Source organism: Pseudomonas sp. FG86, from assembly GCF_057808775.1.
Genome location: NZ_JBMDIS010000102.1, coordinates 1 through 20,861, shown reverse-complemented (window position 1 = coordinate 20,861; position 20,861 = coordinate 1). Strand labels below are relative to the sequence as shown.

General features: G+C 56.0%; 21 protein-coding genes and 5 pseudogenes. 10 read left to right on the top strand and 16 right to left on the bottom strand.

Going from position 1 to position 20,861, the window contains the following annotated elements:
* Positions 1–165: 165 nt before the first annotated feature.
* The gene (locus ACODSV_RS32210; RefSeq protein ID WP_150054339.1) at positions 166–2,283 is read right to left on the bottom strand and encodes a TonB-dependent receptor family protein; all 2,118 of its coding nucleotides are present in this window, start codon (positions 2,281–2,283) and stop codon (positions 166–168) included.
* Positions 2,284–2,528: 245 nt separating this feature from the next.
* Here ACODSV_RS32210 and ACODSV_RS32205 point away from each other — a divergent pair, with 245 nt between their 5' ends.
* Both ACODSV_RS32205 and ACODSV_RS32200 read left to right on the top strand, forming a co-directional pair.
* On the top strand, positions 2,529–2,687 hold the full coding sequence (locus ACODSV_RS32205; RefSeq protein ID WP_190300987.1) for a hypothetical protein: 159 nt from the start codon (positions 2,529–2,531) through the stop codon (positions 2,685–2,687).
* A 5-nt stretch (positions 2,688–2,692) separates the two neighbouring features.
* Positions 2,693–3,319: a helix-turn-helix domain-containing protein gene (locus ACODSV_RS32200; protein ID WP_024076100.1), complete on the top strand. Its 627-nt coding sequence runs from the start codon at positions 2,693–2,695 to the stop codon at positions 3,317–3,319.
* A gap of 57 nt (positions 3,320–3,376) precedes the next feature.
* Here ACODSV_RS32200 and ACODSV_RS32195 read toward each other — a convergent pair whose 3' ends face one another.
* From ACODSV_RS32195 to ACODSV_RS32175, 5 genes are all read right to left on the bottom strand, one after another.
* On the bottom strand, positions 3,377–3,880 hold the full coding sequence (locus ACODSV_RS32195; RefSeq protein ID WP_081730348.1) for a hypothetical protein: 504 nt from the start codon (positions 3,878–3,880) through the stop codon (positions 3,377–3,379).
* Positions 3,881–4,359: 479 nt separating this feature from the next.
* Positions 4,360–4,629: a hypothetical protein gene (locus ACODSV_RS32190; protein ID WP_069076486.1), complete on the bottom strand. Its 270-nt coding sequence runs from the start codon at positions 4,627–4,629 to the stop codon at positions 4,360–4,362.
* A gap of 142 nt (positions 4,630–4,771) precedes the next feature.
* Positions 4,772–5,521 carry a hypothetical protein gene (locus tag ACODSV_RS32185; RefSeq protein WP_069076487.1) on the bottom strand — a complete coding sequence of 250 codons (750 nt, stop codon included), beginning with the start codon at positions 5,519–5,521 and terminating at the stop codon, positions 4,772–4,774.
* A 343-nt stretch (positions 5,522–5,864) separates the two neighbouring features.
* Entirely contained in the window at positions 5,865–6,023 is a 159-nt protein-coding gene (locus tag ACODSV_RS32180; protein ID WP_190300988.1) for a hypothetical protein, read from the bottom strand.
* Between the two features lie 261 nt (positions 6,024–6,284).
* Entirely contained in the window at positions 6,285–6,872 is a 588-nt protein-coding gene (locus ACODSV_RS32175) for a TetR/AcrR family transcriptional regulator (protein ID WP_024076104.1), read from the bottom strand.
* Positions 6,873–7,061: 189 nt separating this feature from the next.
* Between ACODSV_RS32175 and ACODSV_RS32170 the strand changes: the two genes are divergently transcribed.
* The 3 genes from ACODSV_RS32170 (at position 7,062) to ACODSV_RS32160 (ending at position 9,954) form a co-directional block, all read left to right on the top strand.
* Positions 7,062–7,850 carry an SDR family NAD(P)-dependent oxidoreductase gene (locus tag ACODSV_RS32170; protein ID WP_150054338.1) on the top strand — a complete coding sequence of 263 codons (789 nt, stop codon included), beginning with the start codon at positions 7,062–7,064 and terminating at the stop codon, positions 7,848–7,850.
* Positions 7,851–7,967: 117 nt separating this feature from the next.
* Positions 7,968–8,966 carry an NADP-dependent oxidoreductase gene (locus ACODSV_RS32165; RefSeq protein WP_150054337.1) on the top strand — a complete coding sequence of 333 codons (999 nt, stop codon included), beginning with the start codon at positions 7,968–7,970 and terminating at the stop codon, positions 8,964–8,966.
* 175 nt (positions 8,967–9,141) lie between these two features.
* Positions 9,142–9,954 (top strand): oxidoreductase, encoded by an 813-nt coding sequence (locus ACODSV_RS32160; RefSeq protein WP_150054336.1) that lies wholly within the window; start codon positions 9,142–9,144, stop codon positions 9,952–9,954.
* Between the two features lie 97 nt (positions 9,955–10,051).
* On the opposite strand, the gene ACODSV_RS32155 is transcribed toward ACODSV_RS32160, so the two are convergent.
* The 4 genes and pseudogenes from ACODSV_RS32155 to ACODSV_RS32140 form a co-directional block, all read right to left on the bottom strand.
* On the bottom strand, positions 10,052–10,513 hold the full coding sequence (locus tag ACODSV_RS32155; protein WP_150054335.1) for an anti-virulence regulator CigR family protein: 462 nt from the start codon (positions 10,511–10,513) through the stop codon (positions 10,052–10,054).
* Between the two features lie 485 nt (positions 10,514–10,998).
* Positions 10,999–12,624 (bottom strand): methyl-accepting chemotaxis protein, encoded by a 1,626-nt coding sequence (locus ACODSV_RS32150; RefSeq protein WP_069076492.1) that lies wholly within the window; start codon positions 12,622–12,624, stop codon positions 10,999–11,001.
* Positions 12,625–13,279: 655 nt separating this feature from the next.
* Positions 13,280–13,751, bottom strand: a pseudogene (locus ACODSV_RS32145) (glycoside hydrolase family 24 protein).
* A 429-nt stretch (positions 13,752–14,180) separates the two neighbouring features.
* The gene (locus tag ACODSV_RS32140; RefSeq protein ID WP_150055413.1) at positions 14,181–14,393 is read right to left on the bottom strand and encodes a hypothetical protein; all 213 of its coding nucleotides are present in this window, start codon (positions 14,391–14,393) and stop codon (positions 14,181–14,183) included.
* A gap of 105 nt (positions 14,394–14,498) precedes the next feature.
* Here ACODSV_RS32140 and ACODSV_RS32135 point away from each other — a divergent pair, with 105 nt between their 5' ends.
* Positions 14,499–14,699: a hypothetical protein gene (locus ACODSV_RS32135; protein WP_190300939.1), complete on the top strand. Its 201-nt coding sequence runs from the start codon at positions 14,499–14,501 to the stop codon at positions 14,697–14,699.
* A gap of 220 nt (positions 14,700–14,919) precedes the next feature.
* Here ACODSV_RS32135 and ACODSV_RS32130 read toward each other — a convergent pair whose 3' ends face one another.
* Positions 14,920–15,120 carry a hypothetical protein gene (locus tag ACODSV_RS32130; RefSeq protein WP_024076111.1) on the bottom strand — a complete coding sequence of 67 codons (201 nt, stop codon included), beginning with the start codon at positions 15,118–15,120 and terminating at the stop codon, positions 14,920–14,922.
* A gap of 286 nt (positions 15,121–15,406) precedes the next feature.
* Between ACODSV_RS32130 and ACODSV_RS32125 the strand changes: the two are divergent.
* Positions 15,407–15,655: pseudogene (locus ACODSV_RS32125) on the top strand (hypothetical protein); the annotation flags it as partial.
* 161 nt (positions 15,656–15,816) lie between these two features.
* Here ACODSV_RS32125 and ACODSV_RS32120 read toward each other — a convergent pair.
* Positions 15,817–16,251 (bottom strand): annotated as a pseudogene (locus tag ACODSV_RS32120) (methyl-accepting chemotaxis protein); the annotation flags it as partial.
* Between the two features lie 108 nt (positions 16,252–16,359).
* Positions 16,360–17,040 (bottom strand): annotated as a pseudogene (locus ACODSV_RS32115) (PAS domain-containing protein); the annotation flags it as partial.
* A gap of 361 nt (positions 17,041–17,401) precedes the next feature.
* Between ACODSV_RS32115 and ACODSV_RS32110 the strand changes: the two are divergent.
* Genes ACODSV_RS32110 through ACODSV_RS32100 form a run of 3 tightly spaced genes read left to right on the top strand, consistent with a single transcriptional unit; the run spans position 17,402 to position 19,537 of the window.
* Positions 17,402–17,869, top strand: a complete 468-nt coding sequence (locus ACODSV_RS32110) for a thiol-disulfide oxidoreductase DCC family protein (RefSeq protein WP_081329434.1) — start codon at positions 17,402–17,404, stop codon at positions 17,867–17,869.
* Positions 17,862–19,400 (top strand): cryptochrome/photolyase family protein, encoded by a 1,539-nt coding sequence (locus ACODSV_RS32105; RefSeq protein ID WP_150055410.1) that lies wholly within the window; start codon positions 17,862–17,864, stop codon positions 19,398–19,400. The genes ACODSV_RS32110 and ACODSV_RS32105 overlap by 8 nt, the downstream gene beginning before the upstream one ends.
* Complete coding sequence (locus tag ACODSV_RS32100) at positions 19,397–19,537, top strand: DUF2256 domain-containing protein (RefSeq protein WP_081329435.1); 141 nt, start codon at positions 19,397–19,399, stop codon at positions 19,535–19,537. Before ACODSV_RS32105 ends, ACODSV_RS32100 begins: the two co-directional genes overlap by 4 nt.
* A 278-nt stretch (positions 19,538–19,815) precedes the next feature.
* Here ACODSV_RS32100 and ACODSV_RS32095 read toward each other — a convergent pair.
* From ACODSV_RS32095 to ACODSV_RS32085, 3 genes and pseudogenes are all read right to left on the bottom strand, one after another.
* A pseudogene (locus tag ACODSV_RS32095) lies at positions 19,816–19,976 on the bottom strand (IS3 family transposase); the annotation flags it as partial.
* Positions 19,977–20,099: 123 nt separating this feature from the next.
* Positions 20,100–20,558: an Hsp20 family protein gene (locus ACODSV_RS32090; RefSeq protein WP_150056511.1), complete on the bottom strand. Its 459-nt coding sequence runs from the start codon at positions 20,556–20,558 to the stop codon at positions 20,100–20,102.
* Positions 20,559–20,625: 67 nt separating this feature from the next.
* Positions 20,626–20,861: hypothetical protein (locus ACODSV_RS32085; RefSeq protein ID WP_489047206.1), on the bottom strand; the 236-nt coding region annotated here is incomplete at its 5' end.

Genomic DNA, 20,861 nt, shown 5'->3' with positions numbered 1-20,861 from the left:
CAGCCCAACGCGGGGCAAGCCCGCTCGCCACAACAAGCCCGCTCACCACAACAAGGCCGCTCGCCACAAGAATGCGGTCGACTGGAATGGCTTATGCGAGGTTACAAACCGGGGACATCGTTTACATTTCTAACCGGGGCATGGGCCTCCCCCATGTTTGCACTCTTAGCGCCAGCTCCATGACACCCCGGTATAGATGCCACGCCCGTCGCCCGGTGTGGACCGGGCCACGTCCAGGCCCTTGTCGTCGTAACCGGGCGTGACGGTGTTGGCGTAACGCCGGTTGGTGAGGTTGCGCAGGTCGACCCAGGCCTGCCAATCCTGCTTGGGCGCGTCATAGCCAACGGTGGCACCCAGCAAGGTATAGGCGGCGGCGTTGTAGGAATTGGCGTAGTCCACCGCCACCCGTGAGGAATGCTCGGTGTTGAGGCTGGTGTAGAAGCCGGTCGGATGGCTGTAGCGCAGTTGTGCCTGGTAATAGTGCTTGGGGATGCCCGGCAACGTGTTGTCGCCGAAGCGCTCATCGTCGCGGTAGTGGAAATCGCTGAAGGTATACGCCTGGCGCAGGGCGAGCGCGCCGTTGCGACCACCGTCCCACAACGGGCTGAGCAGGCTCAGTTCCACGCCCTGGTGCACGGAGGGGCTGGCATTGGACTCTGCGACGATGGCATTGCGGGTCGAGGTCTGCGCCTGGGTTTCCACGGTGAGCAGTTCGTGGCGCACTTCGGAACGGTACAGCGCCAGGTCCCACTGGCCGAACCCTGCTTCACCGCGCCCGCCGATTTCCAGGGTGGTGGCGGTCTGGTTTTTCAGATCCACGCCTTCGCGTTGCAAACCTGTGGCCGCACCACTGCCTGCGGGGAAGTATTTGTTCGACCCCCAGATCATCGACCAGGCATGGGGTGGCTCGACCGAGCGGCTCAGGTTGCCGTACACCTGCAATTGCGGGTTGAAGTCATAACGCAGGCCGATGCGTGGCGCGTAGTCCCAGTCATGTTGACTGAGCGGTGCCTGGCCTTCGGGATAGGTGACTTGGGTTTCGCGGCGAGTGTAGATCGCGGCCAGGCCAGTGGTCAGCCACAGGTCCGGGACCAGTTCCAGCTCGTTGCCGAGGTGCAGCACAGTGTCGGAGCCCAGGTAGCTGTAGTCGCGGGTCTTGGTGCCGGGGGCAAAGGTGGCCGTATTGCCAGCGGGCGTTCGCACGTATTCCGACGCACCATTGTTCGGCATCGCCTGGGTGGTGCGCAGGCCGAGGGTGGTGGTGCTGGCATGCCCGAACAGCGTGTCCTGGCGGATGTATTTCAGGGTGCTGCTGATATCGGTGTAGGCGACTTTCAGGCGATTGGTGCCTTCACGCAGGTCCATGGGGTAGTCGTGGTAGGCCAGGCCGACTTCGAGCCGCGAGGTATCGTCCAACTGCAGCGTGGTTTTGTTGGCGATCCAGGTGGAGCCGGGTTGCAGGCGCTTCGAATCGCGGGCGGCGTTAAGGCTGTTGGCGGCACGCGGATCGTGGTTGATCTGGTCGCGCGTAAGCTTGCCGGGCGTCTCATTGGTGGTTTCGCGGTAACGGAAGTAAAAGCGCGTTTCCAGGTCCGGGTTGAAGCGATAGCCGAAATTGGCCGCGCCCCCTTTGCCGCTGCCGGTGCTCTGGTGCTGGTAGCCGTCGGACTCTGAACCGGTGAGGCTGATGTAGTAGTCGGCGTCCCCCAGCACCTGGCCCGAGCTGATCTCACGCTGGCCATAACCGCGACTGCCCGCCTCATAGCGCACTTGCAACTTGGGCGCGTCGTAGCCGGTGCGGGTCACATAGTTGACTGAACCACCCAGCGCCAATGCGCCTTGATCGAACCCATTGGCGCCGCGCAGCACTTCGACACGGCTTTGCCACAGCGGGTCCTTGAGTTCATAGGGCGTACCGCCAGGCCCGGTGAGCGGCAAGCCGTCGAACATTTCATACAGCCCCGAGGCATGGGCACCCGGGCTGCGATTCAGGCCCGAGCCACGGATCGACAGCTTCACGCCTTCGTTATTGGCCGCCTTGGCGTACACCCCAGCCTGGTACTTGAACACGTCTTCATTGGTGCTCACCCGCCCCTGCTGCACGCTGTTCATGTCGATGTAGTTGGTGCCGCCAGGCACGCTCTTGAGCTGCGTCTGGGCCACTTCGCCCGCGCTGGCTTCGCTGCTGGTGACTTCGACCGGAGCCAGTTGCAGTTCTTCGGCTTGCACCAGTGAAGTGAGGGTCAAGGCGGCAAACAGCAGCGGAGGTTGACGCAAAAGCATGGGGAGTCCTTTGAATTCGGGGGCGTGGAAGCCAGGGCCTGGCACGCGAACAGTGATGGGAAGGCAAACCGGTGCATCAGGTCACGCCTGATTAACGGACCAGAGCCTTCCCACAACAGCATCGGACGGGGATTATTTTTAAGTCCAAAATCGAATTAACAAATGCAAACTCAGTATTTATAGAAATAACCGGCAAGCATTACTGTGGAGCCACTGAGTCACCCACGCACCACGAGACCGCCCCCATGCAGACATCCGCTACCGTCATCGACTTCACCCTCCACCGCAAACGCCGCCAGGCACGAGCTGCGGCCGAGTTGATGTGGGCGATGTACGCCGCGCGTGCCGGGTTGATGGTGTTCGCCGCCCAAGCTTCCCTGCCCAGCGACACTCGCCGGGCGTAAGGCCGATGAGTTTTCTGCACGTGATTCCCGAAGCACCTGAACCGCTGCCCAAGCCCAGCAACGACGATGACGTCATCAGCCTCTGCGTGGCGCATAACCTGCAACGCCTGCGCAGCAAACGCCACTTGTCGCTGGACGGCCTGGCACGTGCCTGCGGCGTCAGCCGGGCGATGTTGGCGCAGATCGAATCCGGGCGCAGCGTCCCGTCGATCAAGGTTCTGTGCAAGATCGCCAAGGGCTTGAAGGTATCGGTGGCGGCGTTTTTGGAAGACCGCGCGTTTGAAGGGGTTGAGGTACTGCCGGCGCAACAGAGTAAGCGCCTGGTGAGTGCTGACGGGGCCTTCGTCAGCCGCGCGTTATTTCCCTACGATACGGCGCGCCAGTCCGAATTCTATGAGATTCGCCTGCGCGCCTTGGGCGAAGAAATTTCCGCAGGCCACGGCCCGGGCATCCAGGAAAACCTGGTGGTGGCCCAGGGCGTGCTGGAGGTCAGCGTCAACGACGAGCGCTATTTGCTTTCCACCGGCGACTCGATCCTGTTCTATGCCGACCAGCCCCACCGCTACCGCAACCCATCGGACAGCGAGGCGGTGGCGTTTCTGGTGATCACCTATCCGGAACGGTTGGATTAATTTGCGCCAAAAAAAACGCCCCGGATAATCGGGGCGTTTTTCAGCATGCAGAACCTGTCAGCAGGTGCAGCACATCATCGGCATGCCGTTGCAGCTCATCATCATCGGCATGGCACAGTCGTTCATCATCTTGTTCATCAGCATGCAGCAGTTGTTCATCATGTCCATGCTCATGCCTGGCATCGGCATCATTTTGCAGAGCATGCCGTCAGCCTGCATCGTGCATTCCATCACGCACTTCATCATCGGCATCGACATGCCCATAGGCATCATCATCGGCATGTTCATGTTCGACATCATGGCCATGGCGTCGGCCGACATGCACATCATCGACAGGTTGGCACACTGCATCATCATGGGCATGCCACAGTTCATCATCATCGCCATCATTTCGGCGTTGGTCTTGAACTGAGCCATATCCATGCCCGCTGCCGGCTTCATGGTGCACATCATGGCGTCGCTGGCCATTTCGCACTTCATGGTCGCCATCATCATCGGCATGCCCATCATCGGCATCATTGGCATGGAGGTGTTCATTGGCATCTGCATGGCATTCATCATGTTCGAAACTCCGTAATCGACAGGAAATGAGTAAGTTCTGGGGCCGATTCTAGAGCGCGGGTGTCACGACGCAAGAAGGTGATCCAGCAGCGGAAAATGACGTTTGAGCGGGTTTCAATCGGATAATGCAGCCCTCCTTGTTGCGATAACGTCGATTACGACGCCGCAACTTCCAAGGTGGCTGCTATCAAATCAATTACATCGCAATAGATATTCGATCGGGCAATAGCCCCATTCCTGAAGGAAATAAACGATCTAACTGGCGCGAACAAATTCTGGCGAGGCGTCACACCGGGCGGTGCTGCAATTCCAGGGTGATACTGACCCGCCGCGTGAAGATGATCAGGATTTCCACCCTCTCCAGGTTTTCGAGCTATTTGGGCAGGACGTCCCACCCATCCCTTGCCTCGACGCCGACGTGCAACTCGGGCAGCGACGAGGCGACTCAAGACATTGCCGACCCAAGCTGAGCCCGGCGACTAATCGGCAGACGGCTCCAGTGCGCGCATAAAATCGTCAGCCTCTGACCCCGCCGGGAATCTGAAACCCTGCATTTCATCGGTGGCCAGGATGTCGCTGAGCACGTCACGCAATTGCATCTCCGTCGGCGAATCTCGCAGCACCGTGTGCGCGTTCAACAGCAGCTCGGCAGCAACCCCATGGACACGCGCGGCGTCGATCACCGCAAAGAGCATAAACCGCAGGCGAATCTCGCGATCAGTGGGCCAAACCGTTTTTCGCTTACCCAAGGTAGGGCCTCATATTTAAGAAAAATCCGAGGCTATTGCCGACCGGGAAGCGTTTCAAGTTGCGAGATGCAAGATAGGCCATTTCCTACAGAGGAAACGGAAGCACCGCACTATCTGGCGCAGAGCGCAAGGTCGGGGGATTTCATTGCACCGGCAGGAAATTCATCAATAACAGGCTTTGCGCATAGTTAAGGCCAATACGTCGGTAGCGCTCATCGAGCATCTGGGTCAGCAGGTCGAGGCGCGCGACGATCTTGCCGAACTCCACCGCAAAACTGAGGTTGCTGCCCTCCTCCGAGATCTCGTTAGAAAACAACAGCAGCACGCCATTGGCATCCTGGCGTTGGCTGAGCAACCAGGTTGCCTTCTCGATGTTGCGCGCAGCGTTATTGACGAACTGCGGATTGATCGAGTCGGAAATGTAGAACTGCGTGCGCCCACCGTGTGCGGTGACGAGCATGCTGCCAATCGCGTAGATAAACGCCCCCACCCGATCGCCGCGAAACTCAGGGCTCAAGGAATAGCTCAATGCCGCCAGGTCACGACGATCCCCCAGGGCGGGCAATGGTTGACGATTCTCGATGGCCTTGCGAATTTCCCGCGCCGCGCTCACCGCGTCCGGGTACCCCGATTGACGCCACTGGTTGGGGTTACGCAGATAAAGTTTGTTCATCAATAGATACAAGCTTTGCAGGTTGTCGCGCATGCCCAGGGTGGCCATACGATCGACGCTGGTCTGGAAGAATTCATCGGGCTTGCCGTTACTGAATTGCTTGGCGATATCGCGTCCCTGCTGCTGAGTGCAAGCGCTGGCACACCCCATCAACACGACCGCCAGCAGCAACGGCCGGCGCGTCCAAAAGGCGGTAAAAACAGGCAAAGTACGCGGCATCGGCACCCGATCTAGTTGTTCTGGCCACACGCAGTATGAGTGTCGCTGGCACAACGATAGATCCAGAAAACTCGAAAAAGTGCAGAGGGGCGGCAGAAAACCCGGCGCCGGGCCGGGTTCGCTGGGCTCAAGCGCTTGAATCAGTTATCAGGATGCTCGCTCGCCAGCGAGTTGGCGGCGTCGACATCAGACATCTCTTCTTCAAGTGGTGCCCTATCCTCTGGGGGCAATGCTCGGCAGCCTGGGCCGGCACGAACAGTGCTGGAGAATCTCATCCCTACAGGGCGTGGCCGCCAGGAACCCGCCGAAAACGGCTGGCTTGGATGGGAGATAGACAGCCAGGCTACGTCGAACGCCCGGCATTACGGTCATGTTGTTTTTTTACGCCTTTCCCGCCCCTTCGTTCATATTGATGGTGAATAAACCAGACGACCAAGAGCAGTCCCGACAGACCGATAATGAACAACAACAGCTCTATTGCGGCACCTTCATGTGAAAACATGTTTCGTTCCTCGTCCTGAAGTATCGCGCCTCAAAAACGGGCGCTTCCGAAATTGTTAGTAACAATTCATACATTTTCAGGGTAGACGCCAACGTCGGAGGTGACAACCCCAAAAACCTCAGAACCCTTGATCTAGACACGTCACTCGTCGAAAAACCTCCGCACCCATCGCTCGAGGCAGGGCAACCTCCACGCAATGAGGGGGGGGCATTGCCGCAGCGTTACTGATGCCGGCAACTCGCTGGACCGTGTCCCAGCCACTTACAGGCTGTTTTTCTCACTCAATGGCAATGATGCAATGATCTCAGCGCGGCACGTTTCCAGTATTTCATCGGCGAGAGACGAATCATCCGGACACGCCCGTGACAACATGACGGCACCGATGGCATGTGCCAGCAAGTTGATCATTTTTGCCCGAACGTCTTGCCCCATCGTATCCAGCCCCTTCAGGTACTTTTCCTCAAGTGCTGCCAGCGTGCTCTCTAATCCGTCCGCAAAGGTCGCCTTCAGCTCATTTGACTGACGAGCAGCGTCACCACATAGCGCTGCCATCGTACAACCCACTCCCCTGCCGTCCCTGTGATCCCTCGACACGTAAAGATTTACAAACCCGGGAAGGTCGAGATCGCAGGTACTCGTGAGAGATTTTGCAAGACTGTTTTCTGCGGCTTCAGCCATCAAATCGGCCTTAGAGCCAAAGTGCTTGTAAAAGCCGCCCTGAGTAAAACCGGCAGTCGCCATGAGTTCTGCCACACCCACACCATCATAGCCACGCTCACGAAACAGCTCTGACGCCGTCTCCACAATATGGGCTCGATTGGCGAGCGATTGCGTCTTGGTGATCTTCATTTCGCGCCCCTGGGACTCCTGAACAATGGCCTGACTATACTCTGATGTCGATCGCAATCAAAACCGTTGACAGCATTGATTATGATCGACATCATAAAAACACCGCCGCATGTCTCTGGGGCTGCGCGCAGGGCTGAACAGCCCTGAAAACTGCATCGCTTATCCACGTCCACTCAAGAGCATTCATTTATGAGCATCCCTGAAACCGTACTGATTACCGGCGCCTCGACAGGCATTGGCGCAACCTACGCCGAGCGTTTTGCCCAACGTGGCCACAACCTGGTACTGGTTGCCCGCGACAAAAGCCGGTTAGACGCACTGTCCTCCCGGCTGCGCGAGCAACACGGTGTTTCCATTGACGTGATCCAGGCTGACCTGACTCAAACCAATGATCTGATCACCGTCGAAGCTCGCCTACGTGATGACGCCCGTATCGGCATCCTTGTGAATAATGCCGGAGCCGCGCAATCGGGCAGCTTCATCGAGCAATCCACCGACAGCATTGCCAACCTGGTCGCGCTCAACACCACCGCATTGGTACGCCTCGCCAGCGCCATCGCCCCACGCCTGGCACACGCCGGTAATGGTGCGATTATCAATATTGGCTCGGTCGTGGGGCTGGCGCCGGAATTCGGGATGAGCGTCTACGGTGCGACCAAGGCGTTTGTCCTGTTTCTATCGCAAGGGTTGAGCCTTGAACTCTCGCCCAAAGGCGTCTACGTGCAAGCTGTACTCCCCGCGGCCACCCGTACGGAAATCTGGGAACGTGCAGGTATCGATATCAATACCCTGAGCGAAGTCATGAACGTGAGCGACCTGGTCGATGCTGCGCTGGTGGGTTTTGATCGTCGCGAGCCGGTGACCATTCCGCCGTTACAAGACGCCGCGCGTTGGGATGCTCTGCAGTCTGCCCGCCAAGGTTTGCTTTCAGAGATTCGCCAATCGGTAGTCGCCGAGCGCTATCAAGCCCAGGTGTGATTGCCACGCTGCAAGCGGTGATACGCATACGTTGAGGTAAAGGCGCTTGCTGCAAAGGTTCTAACATTACGTTGGGGTGCGCATGCTGCCAGCCCATTGAAGCCAGAGAACTGAAGCATGAAAGCCTTCCTGATCGACCGCTACGGCGAGAACCATGGACATATCGGCGAGGTACCGGTACCTGAACCAGGCATCTACGACGTGCTGGTCAAAGTACATGCCAGTAGCGTCAATATGCTGGATTCGAAGATTGCCAAAGGCGAATTCAAGCTGATCCTGCCGTATTCATTCCCTTTGATCCTGGGTAATGACCTAGCCGGCGTCGTGGTTCGCGTGGGGTCGGGCGTGCAGCACTTCAAGCCGGGTGACGAAGTCTATGCACGCCCCCCCGAATCGCGCATTGGCACCTTTGCCGAGATGATTGCGGTGGAGGAAAGTGCCCTTGCGCTGAAACCCAACAATATCACCCTGCAAGAAGCGGCTTCTCTTCCCTTGGTTGCACTGACCGCCTGGCAGGTGCTGGTTGAAACAGCCCGGTTGAAGAAGGGGCAAAAAGTCTTTATCCACGCAGGTTCCGGTGGAGTCGGCACAGTGGCCATCCAGCTTGCAAAACATCTGGGGGCCTTTGTTGCGACGACGACCAGTACAAGTAACGTGGCTTGGGTTAAGGCGTTGGGAGCAGACGTCGTCATCGACTACACGCAGCAAAAATTCGAAAACGTCTTGCGCGACTACGATGTCGTATTGAACAGCCTCGGCCCGGTCGAGCTGGAAAAATCACTCAGTATTCTCAAGCCTGGCGGCCAGCTTATTTCTATCTCTGGGCCACCGACGGCGGAGTTCGCAAAAGAACAGAAGCTGTTCTGGGGGCTGGGTTGGGTAATGCGCCTGTTGAGCAGCGGCATACGCAGAAAAGCCCGCAAACAGAACGTCAGTTATGCGTTCGTGTTCATGCGTGCGAGCGGCGCTCAGTTGAAGAAAATCACTGCGCTTGTCGAGTCTGGCGTTATCACACCTGTCATCGACCGGACCTTCCCTTTCGAGTCAACGGCTGAGGCCTTGAGTTATGTGGAACGAGGCAGAGCCAAAGGTAAGGTGATCATTAAGCTCATATGACTACAACGAGTACTCGATAACTGAAGCTCAGGGCGAGGGCTCATGTCTTTTGCCGTCAGACGTGTGCGAGCAACACCGCCAACAGTAGTCTGGCGCCCATTAATGCTGGAGCAATAACGTTGAACTCACACCTTGCTATAGCCGAAAGCAACTCACGGACACACTGGAGCACCCAATGAAAACCTCTTCCGAAAGAACCGCGATAGTGACCGGTGCATCATCCGGGATTGGCCAAGCGACTGCCGAGGCTCTGCTGCGTGCTGGGTATAGGGTATTTGGCACGAGTCGCAAGGCTGGTGCCAGTCCAACACAGGTATCCATGCTCACCTGCGATGTGACAGACGACAACTCTGTCAGTGCTCTCGTCTCCAGCGTGCTCGCCCAGACCGGGCGGATCGATCTGTTGGTCAATAATGCCGGCATTGGCCTGCTGGGCGGTGCAGAAGAGTTCTCGATCCCACAGGTGCAGGCATTGTTCGATGTCAATCTGTTCGGCGTAATCCGTATGACCAACGCGGTATTGCCTTCGATGCGACAACGTGGCCAAGGGCGCATCATCAATATCGGATCTATTTTGGGATTAATACCCGCGCCCTACTCCGCTCATTATTCGGCGGTCAAGCACGCTCTAGAGGGCTATTCGGAATCCCTTGATCACGAGGTTCGAGCCTTCGATATTCGCGTCTCGGTCATCGAGCCGGCATTCGTGCGTACCGTTTTCGATCAAAACAGCATTGAACCGGACGCACCGTTGAAAGAGTACGATCAGGCTCGATCAGGGTTCCGGGCACTACTCGGCGAGGTGATGCCAAAAGCCGATCTTCCTGAAGTCGTGGCAGCGGTCATAGTCAAAGCGGCGACCGATTTCCAGCCTCAGCATCGCTACACGGCCGGCAAGACAGCGCGACAAATCAGTCTGCTGCGCCGCTTTGCCCCCGCAGGATTCTTCGACAAAGCCCTGCGTAAGCAATTCCGCCTGCCGGTTTGAGCAACACGCCCTGGTGTCCGCGACTATCGGGCTAACACTCAGGGTTGAGGGCAAGCATTACTGCGCAGGGCGACAAGATCATCGAACCGCTATCGCCTTAATTGAATGCTCCGTTGAGCACCTCGTAAATTATGCCGGAGGCAATTGCTACCAATATCAAATCAGTGCCCGCTTGTTGCCACTCGTAGCCGTCGTAATGGGGCAACCTGCCTAGCAACCGGCCATCCAGCTTCTTGGCGATGCCTGGAGGAAGAGGTTTTCCCCTAGCCAGGTTCTTTTGTATTCCGGGCGGCAGTGACGGACCTGGGCGCCAATAGTCACGATAGCCACCAACCACCCCCAATACGCCGCCCCGGTCAATGCTAGGCCCGCGCGCCCAATCATCCCCGCTCGAACCTTTCCCCTTGTTACCCTGGTTGCCATGGCCTTGACCACCTTGGGAGTTGCCTTTTCCATTGCCTTGGCCCTTCCCATTACCAGGGTCGGCCACAGCCGCCACAGAGCCAACAGCCAAAGCAAGGCAGGTAACAGCGGCTACAAGCGAGCGAGATTTAAACATGACCGTTTTCTCCAAAAGGGATTACCCCTTGAAAGGTAGACGGTATTGTCGGTTTTAGTTCCGCCCTCTCCCGACTCGCTGCATCCGGTGGTCAGGGCGGCGCCTATCTGGGGTAAGACGCGTGCCCCTCCGTCGGCTGGCTCGGCATATACCGGTCCGGGCATCGGCGGGCATGCCCTCTTCTGCCACTACCAGCAAGGCCCGACCGAGTAACCGAGACGGTTTACCGACGTGGCGCGCAGATCGTAAAGCCATCCGGCTAACCGTAACTCGCCACGAGTTGCGGAAACTGCCTGAAATGATGCGGAAACGATCATATTTTCAGAGGGCGGCGGTACCAGCCCCCAGAAACGCAATAGCCCCGCAGTGCGGGGCTTTCATTTGAATCTTGGCGGGAAACCAGGGATTCGAACACTCGCAAACGTAATCACCTCCGATGAGGGTGCGACTGATATGGCAAGTACAGGCCAGGACAACGACGCATGTCATACCTTGAAGCGCGCCACCAGATGATTGAGTTCAATAGCCAGGTTGGCCATCTCACTGCAGGCGCTGGCGGTCTGATTGGCACCTGCCGAGCTCTGGATCGACAGTTCTCGGATGCTGGTCAGGTTCTGGTCCGCCTCGCGGGCCACCTGAGCCTGCTCTTCGGAGGCGGTGGCGATCAGCAGGTTGCGATCATTGATCTGGGCTATGGCCTCAGCGATTTGCTTGAGCGACAGGTCGGCATTCTGCGCCACAGAGATTGAGCTGCTGGCCATCTGGGCACTGACGTTCATGGCGCCCACTGCCTGGGTCGAGTCCGCCTGAATCGCGCTGATCATCTGTTCGATTTCCTGGGTCGACTGCTGGGTGCGGTGGGCCAGGGCACGCACTTCATCAGCCACCACCGCAAAGCCGCGACCTTGCTCGCCCGCGCGGGCAGCTTCAATAGCAGCGTTAAGCGCCAGCAAGTTGGTCTGCTCGGCAATCGCGCGAATCACTTCGACCACCTTACTGATGTCCTGAGCTTTGCCTGACAAGGCCTTGACCTGGTCACCCGTGCTGGCCACGTTGCTGGCCAGACTTTCGATGGCTTTGAGAGTCTGCGCCACATTCTCGATACCCGAGCGCGTGAATTCCATGGACTCGCGGGAAGATTGGGCGGCGGCGTCGGCATTGCGTGCCACCTCGTCCACCGCAGCGCTCATTTCGGTCACTGCCGTCGCGGCCTGATTGACCTCATCGTTCTGTCGCACCAACCCGCGACTGGCCTCTTCGGTTACAGCAGTCATTTCTTCAGACGCTGACGCCAATTGGGTGGAGGAATCGGCGATACGAGCGATGGTTTCCCGCAGGTTGCCCTGCATCTTCGCCAAAGCGGCCAGCAGGCGACCGGCTTCATCACGGCCAATGATCACGACCTCCTTGGACAGGTCGCTGCCGGCGATGCGCTCGGCCACGGCCAACGCATCGCTAATGGGCGTCGTAATGCTGCGGGTCAGCATTGCAGCCAGCACCACGGTAAGTATGACGGTCGCCACCAGCAAGCCAATCACCAGCGTCACACCATTGCTGTACGTCGCGGCAGCATCCAGACCTGAACGCTTGGCGCCCTCATCGTTGAAGTCCGCAAGCTTGTTCAGGTTGTCTTGCAGGGTATTGGTCATCGGACTGATGCGGGTGTTGATCAGGGCAACAGCTGCGGCGTCATCACCACTTCGCAACAAAGGTTCCAGCTCATCCAACAGCTTGAAATACTGCTGCACATCGCCTTCGACTGCCCGGTAGAGCTCATTCTCTGCCGGCCCGGTAACCAGGGGTTCGTAATGGCTGATGGTGTCCTTCAGCGTACTGCGGTAGCCGCTCAACGAAGCGATGCGGGTTTGGCGCTGTTGTTCGTCAGTGGTCACGGTGATACGGATACTTTCCAGACGCAGACGCAAGACGCCCACCTGCATCTTGCCAATCTCACGGATGCTCGCCATCCAATTAGTTTCGACATCTTGCTCCGACTCTCGAAGCTTGCCCATTTGCATCACGGCGACAATGCCCAGAGCAAAAACCACTAGGACAATGAGTGAGAAGAAGGCGGCAGACCTTGGAGCCAGATTCATATTCCTGACGTTCATTTTTATCTCTCTGAGGAAGGTCGGTACAACATGGACGCTACTTCGGCAGCCAACATCCGTAAAAGTCGAACAATGCCGCCAACGCACCTACCGGCTCGATTTCTCGTGACTTCGGAACCTGAAATTCACAAGCGGAATCAGTCAGCTCGAAGAATTGATGTCATATAAAGATCGTTGTAGTTCAGTTGGCTGGCACTCCTCACGCGAAACCGGGCAAAAGCTGCAGAATGGATGGAGTCTGTTTGCTCACTGCCTGTCTCCCGCTCATAACCTGTCGCCTCTGGTGGACAGGTTATGAGCCCCTGGCCAAATAGTGGCTTATTGACACCAATGCAACCATCAGATCATCCCTATTCAAATGTAGGAATACTGGAAAAGCGGTTAGGGAAATCCCTACTCCAATGCGCGGGTCACAAAGTGTCGAAGGTCAGTTTTTGCTAGCGATCAACCAAAGCTGATCTGGCCTATCTGACCAGGCAGAAACTCAGAACTCTGATGCGAACAGAAGCCGGAGAAAACAGCCTCGGGAAATTGGTTAGGGAGATAACAGAAAGGGACGTGCGCGCCCATTCCAAATACTTACTGATCAACAAGCACGGGAAACGGATGACGAAGGGTATGTTGCGCTTGCGCTGGGACACTTTCCGTAATGCCGTCATGACAGTGCTCCACCCGCCAAGGGGTACTGCTGGATCAGATCATCAAGCCGGTGTTCACGCTGGCCATACCCTGCACCAGGCAGGCTTGCCCAAATATTCCGGCACTTTTCGATTGCGGTTCCGACCCGACCTGCATGCACGTCCGGTAGTGCGCGGCATTCGCGGATGTGCTGCAAAGCCAGCAGCGTTCGGCAATACGGCCAATCTTTGAGCATCTGCTGGTACCGGCACGAGGCATTAGATGTCAGCCCCTTACTGTTGATGACCTTCGAGCGTCGTCCATTTGCGAAGAGGGTGATCACTGAAATCCGTGAAGATCTCAGGCTTCCTGTCGATGCCCGTCACGATGACGTCGTAGCCATCCAGGGCGGTGGCCGGCGATGTGCTGGTCCCTTCGGACCAAGTGAGCATATCGAGGAAGGCCAACGCGTCACGACTGCCCGCTTGGATAGCTGAAATTCGCGCCATTGTCTTTTCTCCAGGCGAAAAAAACCCGCATACAAGGCGGGATCAAGGGTAAAAACCAACTCAGTTGGATAAGGTTGGCAAGATGCTGTATTCAAACGAATTTGGCCAAAGACCCCGTCGCGACAAGAAGTTCCGCTCCGTTATTAATTGACAGCCTTTGCGTAGGGGCACATCGCTATCATCTGCGCCAAATTAACCCTACAAGGAACGCGTCAATGGTGTTGAGACCCACCAAAACTACCAATCACCACGGATGGGTTTGGGTCTACAAAAAGATAAGAAGCTTCGGCTTCTCTCGATTTACAGCATTTTACCGGACGTCCCTCTATGTCCTTCGAGGAGACACGGGGTCATTTAAATACAAGCATGGTTGGTCAAAATTTCGTTTCCGCCGTTGATCAATTCCGATCAAGCTATGGTGGTTTACTGTCAGCCTGCTCGATTACGGAAACATTGATGGGGCCGTAAAGGTATCACCAACAAACCGGCCACCGGCAGCGAAAGCGGTAGCCCCCCTGCAAGAATGCCAACACCCAAGGTATGCACAAAACCTTCTGAGTTGGTGGCGATGATGGCGGCGCCAGCGATCACCCCGGCGCCGCCCACTATCCATATGTTTTTGCTCGGCGACTTCAGTTCCATTGCAGCGATGCTCCCTGTTAAGAATGCGCTGAGTTTATCGCCGCGACCTTCAATAAGAATCTTTCTCGCTGCATCCGGAGGCCGGCGCCTAACTGGAGATAATCCATGGACGGCCAGTTCTACCTGCAAGACAGCCACAGTCACGCCTACGTCGGCGACGGCTTATCGTTCTGGGGCTTTGGTGGCTCTGGGTACGTCACCCACCTGGCAAAGGCCCAGGTGTTTACGCGGAACGGCGCTTGCGATCACCGCGACACCGACATCCCGTGGCCCAAGGCCTACGTGGATGCCAGAGCGCGAGAGTAGGTGTTGACTGCCAGTATGTGACGCTGAGCGAAGCGCTGGACCAATACCCCGACGCAGCTGAGTTTTACATCCAGAAGCCGCTTGCGGTCGGTTCATAAGCGACGCGCAGCGCTACCGGGAAGACCGCCGCAACTGCGGAAGAAGCAACACGCCTTAATCCAGCTCCATGCCGGTCCCCCGTAATACCCCTATCGCCGAACAGCACCAGACGGCGAGGCTATCAGCGCTTATCGCGAGCTTCGGGATTCCTTGCATTGCAGATAAACATGATCCCAGGAGCAATAAAGATACTCCAATAGCCATTTATGCTTGGATACAAAAGCGGCCCGAATACCCCAGTGACAAGCAAAGCGAGCCCTGCCCATAACCGCTTACGCGGCGTGAACCACTCGCGGAACGCTTCAAGCTTTTTACCGGCCATTACCCACGTCCTTGTTTGATAAGCAGCAAAGCATATCACCCACTTCAACGAATCACGCCAACCGGCGAGGATCCCCTATGTCCGCACAGCAGAAGCCCCCCCTTCGATTTCAAAACCCAATACGGACTCGGCTTCAACCCTCAGGACAATGAGATCGTTGTCGACTTCTTCTGTGGTGGAGGCGGTGGCGCCGGGACAAGGCAAACAACGTGCGTGGCGCCCTTGAGACCATCGGCGAGAACGCCGGCCACATCAAGCAAGGTCTAGCCCAACTCAGAAAGCTTCCATGATTCAGCCACTATTTGATTTTGATCTCAAACGCGCCTCACGCGAGCACTACATAACAGATAAAGCTGCGATCAATTTTCCACACGTGGGGAGTACAGCTGGCGGCTGGCATTTTCTATCGTACTTCGGCCGCAAGACCGAGGTGTCGATGGTGTCGCTGGCAGGTATTCACTACCCAAACACCACCGGTTTTTTTGGTGACTCGGGCGTCATTGACGTAACTGAACAACTAGCCAAGCGTGGTTGGTTTGCCGGATGTGACTATGACTGGTAACGAAGGCCAAAGCTCAACGACAACCCTAACAAGCCCGAACCGTCGATCTCGCCAAGCATGTGTTGTTCCCCCTCACTTTGCACACACTCGACAACTCCCTAGGGGCGAACTCCAACACAGTACGATTGAGCGTGCTAAGCCACCTGAGTCGCAAACTTACCAACCGCTTCAACAACTTTCTTGGCTCCGTCCTGAATTTCAACAATAACTTGCCCTGCCTGCGTGGCTAGCTCAAGACCTTGCTCAGCTTGGGACTTACTGTTCGCCATCTCCGCTATAGTTTGATCCACCAGCTTCTGATTTTCCAAAACAACTGATGCGATTTCCTCAGTCGCCGTGCTGGTGCGCCCGGCCAATTGTCGAACCTCATCCGCGACGACTGCAAAACCTCGGCCTTGCTCACCTGCGCGTGCAGCCTCAATCGCAGCGTTCAATGCCAAAAGGTTCGTTTGCTGAGCAATACTACTGATGGTCTGAATGATCGAACTGATTAACAGCGACTGCTTTCCAAGCGCTTCGACGCCACCCGAGGCAGCCTGCATATCCCCAGCGACTTTGCGCATGGTGTGCATAGTGTCGTTAACCACTATCGCACCACGTTGAGCAGTAACGTCAGTCTGCTGGGAGATTTCAAATGCCGTTTGTGCAGCATCACTGACTTGGTGTTCACGGGCAACCTGTTCGGTAATAACCGTTGCAAACTTAACTACCTTGCGCAGTGTTCCTTCGGTGTCGTAGACCGGGTTATAGCTCGCCTCCAGCCATACCGTCTGACCCCGACTATCAACACGTTGGAATCGGCCAGCGACAAACTCACCCTTGTTCAACGTCAACCAAAAATCCCTGTATTGCTGGGAAGAAGCCTCCTCTGGCCGACAGAAAATACGATGATGACTTCCTTGCGCTTGTCCCAGGCTGTAACCCATCGCTTTTAAAAACTGCTCATTCGCCGTGATTACATGCCCGGATAGATCGAACTCAATGACCGCCGTCGAGCGCAGTAGCGCGTCAATGAACGATGCGTTTTCCGATGCCTTTTCCACTCTGGACGTAATGTTCGTCGCATAGCCTGCGATATGACTCAACCGGCCAGTCGCATCAGCTACGGGTTGCCAATGAGCATGAATCCACACTAATGAGCCGTCAGCATGCAGGTACCTGTATTCATCAGATATCGACTTACCGGCGGCGACAGCCGCCCGAAAATTGTGAAAACAGGGAAGTTTGGAAACGTACTGCGGAACAATGTCGGCCATGGCACGACCTATAAGCTGATTCTGGGTGTACCCCAAAGCCTGTGCAAAATTCTCGTTGCAGGTGGTAATTGCAAAATTAGTATCGATACTCAGCGTCAGCATTTCACGGTGTAGGCCATCACGCAGTTGTCGCAACTCCGACAACTCGGCTGCTTGAGCCTCAAGCTGATTCTTGATTTTTTTATTGAACATGGAAAACCGCCTGTTGGGTGTTAAAAGGTTTATCGGCGTTATCAGCAACACGTTTAGCTATCAGACGAACGAAAAGCAGTGAGGCGACGAACGTCACAATCAGGTCGGCAAGCTGCCGTGGCCACACGTCTCAGCTCCAGCCCCAGAAACAAACCTGAAATCCCGGATCAGGCACCGCTTGGAACCTGATTTCGCCTCGAGGATTAGGCCCGGTTGTCATCGAAGTTTTTTGAGCATATCTTGTCTAAAAACTTATACAAGGCATCAGTAGTTGTACAAGAATGAGCGGTGGCCACTGACGCTTTATTTCGACGGCGAGTGCCCTCTTTGCGCCCGGGAGATCAAGATCCTAAATGTGCGAGCAGCACCGGATCGTCTCCTGTTTGTGGACATCAGCGATCCTACCTTCGAAGCAAAATCTCTTGGGTTCACGCTCGTTGAAATGCAGTCGATACTGCACGCCAGGTTGGGCGATGGAACCTGGGTCACTGGCTTAGACGCGACGCTTTGGAGCTGGCGAGCAGCGGGCCTTGGTATCTGGGCGGAGCCGTTATCATGGCGTTCGACTAGGCCACTTCTAAACCTTGGCTATCGCCTATTTTGTCGCTTGCGTCCGCATCTAGCATGGCTGCCCCATCCTGATGGCAGCGTTCGGTGTCGCGATGAGGGCTGCGTAGTGCCTGATACCAAACGCGCCACTGGCAGCAAGACGTCGCCTGCAAGAGGTAATGATGAATAAAGCTAGCAGCCTTCGCCTGATCCTAGGTGATCAGCTGTCGTTCGATCTCGCCTCACTACAGGCCGTTGATATCGAATGCGATACCGTGCTCATGGTCGAGGTGATGGAAGAAGCCAGCCATGCTCCTCATCATCCGCAAAAGATCACCCTTATCTTCAGCGCTATGCGCCACTTCGCCGAGGCGTTGCAGCAACGGGGAGTCAAGGTGCAGTACGTAAAGCTCGATGACCCAGAAAATACTGGATCGGTGCCTCGCGAGTTAGAGCGGTGGCGCGCACTTTTGCGACCGGATGAAATCCACATCACCGAGTGCGGCGACTGGCGCTTGGAGCAATCGATAAAGGACTGTGGTTTAGCGATAAAATGGCATTCGGATTCTCGCTTTCTCTGCTCCCGTGCCGAGTTCTTTACCTGGGCGAATGGCAAAAAGCAGCTGCGCATGGAGTTCTTCTATCGCGAGATGCGCCGCAAGAGCCGGCTATTACTCAATGGGGACGGTAGCCCGGTCGGAGGTGCATGGAACTTTGATGCAGAAAACAGAAAGGCTTTACCCAAGGGCGTAAGGCCTCCATCACCCGCACGTTTTACTCCTGACGCAATTACCCGAGATGTTCTTGCGTTAGTTGCCAAAAATTTCGCAAGCCACTACGGCACGCTCGACACATTCGACTACCCGGTAACCCATGCCGAAGCTCAGGCCCTCTGGGATTACTTCCTCGACTGGGGCCTGGCAGCCTTCGGCGACTACCAAGACGCGATGGCCTGTAACGAGCCGTTCCTGTTTCATGCCCGAATAAGCGCCGCGCTGAATATTGGACTGCTAGATCTTCGTCAGCTGTGCAGCGATGTTGAATCGGCGTACCTGTCGGGCAGCATTGCGCTGAACGCCGCCGAAGGTTTTATTCGACAACTGATCGGCTGGCGGGAGTATGTCCGAGGCGTCTACTGGCTGAAGATGCCTGACTATGCCGACGGCAACGCATTCGGTAATTCGCGGTCGCTCCCAGAGTTCTACTGGACGGGCGACACGCAGATGAATTGCATGCGCCAAGCCATCAACCAGAGCCTTGAGCATGCCTACGCTCACCACATTCAACGTCTCATGGTGACTGGCAATTTCGCCCTGCTGGCAGGTATCGCACCGAGTCAGATATGTGAGTGGTATCTGGCGATCTACATGGACGCTTTCGATTGGGTGGAGCTGCCCAATACACTCGGCATGGTTATGCACGCAGACGGCGGATATCTAGGCTCGAAACCCTACTGCGCGAGCGGGCAGTACATCAAGCGTATGTCTGATTATTGCCGTGGCTGCGCATACAAAGTAAGCGAAAGCACGACAGGCGATGCCTGCCCGTTCAACTCGCTCTATTGGCACTTCCTGATGCGCCACGGCGACCGCCTTCGCGGCAACCAGCGCATGGCCATGATTTATAAAAACCTCGACCACATGGATGAATCCAAACAGCAGGCGTTATGGCGACGCGGCGAGTTGTTACTCGCAAAACTGGATGAAGGTCAGTCGTTTTGAAAAAGAGTGAGCTCCCAGTCAAAACCTGCATGACGTGTGGCCTACCATTTACTTGGAGAAAGAAATGGGCGCGCTGCTGGGAGGAGGTGCTCTACTGCTCGGAGCGTTGCCGGCGCAACAAAGCAACGACGCGGTGAAAAGAAATAGAGGGCATTCGACAGACCCTTTGGTGCACCTGATAAGGCTATCTGTTATGAATGAAGAAAGATCGAGCAGCTGCATCCATCAGATGCTCAGAGCATATGCCTTGAAGAAAAGTCAGACATGGCTCCATGTCATAGCGTCCAAAATTGACTCAATCGTTTTTCAAGCCGAACCTGAAGGAGGACGCGAAAATTATCAGCATCATGGCTCGAAAGAACGCGCTCCATTTCCAGCCTCCACAGAAGCGCATGAGCGTCACATCATGTAGTGGTCAACTAATCCCGGACACGACGTTAATTTTTTTTCGGCCTGAGCTGGCGCCAGCCCATCGTTGAATTGATGAGGCCGAATCCCGTTGTACCGATGCATCAGGTAATAACTGATGTCGCGGTGCGCCTCTTGAGCTGTCATGTTGCCCACGGTCGGTAGGAATATGTGTCCTATCTGGACAGAAAAATTGACTGGGGGTCATGAGCGGGAGTTCCACTTTTTCGAGCTACCGCTTGTCAGTGATACTCAAAAAAAGGCGCTCCAAAGAGCGCCTCATTGTTCACCTTACTGCTCACTGACCGGCTTAGAGTCAGTAGATTCACCCCCTCCGATCATGATGCGCTTAGGCTTCGCCTCCTCCGGTACAACTCTGAGCAAGTCAATATTCAGCAAACCGTTGGCGAGCTTCGCGCCCTGCACCTCAATGTGATCCATCAAGCGGAACGACAGCCGGAACGCCCGCTGAGCGATACCTTGATGCAGGTAGGTGACATCTTCGTTGCTTTCTCGCTTATCACCAGCGACCGTCAAAACGCCTTTTTCAACCTGGATGTCTAAATCCGCCTCAGCAAGGCCTGCCACCGCGATGACAATTCGATAACGGTCATCGCCGTGCTTTTCGACGTTGTGGGGAGGATAGGAAGTTCCGGCCTCACTGCGAAGCGCCGATTCGAAAAGGTCATTGAAACGGTCAAAGCCGACCGAATGGCGGAAAAGTGGGGCCAACGAAAGAGTAGTAGCCATTGCTAAATCTCCTAAGTTTTCTCCAAGTGATTTGAGACGCGACCCGCATTCGGCATCGCGTAAAACCCTAGGTAGGAACAGAAGACAAAAATTCAAGGGCGTTCGGAAAAATTTCCCTGCGCAATAATCCGATCCCCGACGATTTGTCATTCTGCAGTAGAGCTAGCAACATGCGCCGGCCTCCTTCGCATCCACCATCGAAATAGAGATAGCGGAAACCGAGTCCGTTGGTAAGGGGCCGGCGAACACACCTTCCGAACTCCAGCATTAAGGGCGATGGTGTCCGCGTATTTTTGATCTGAC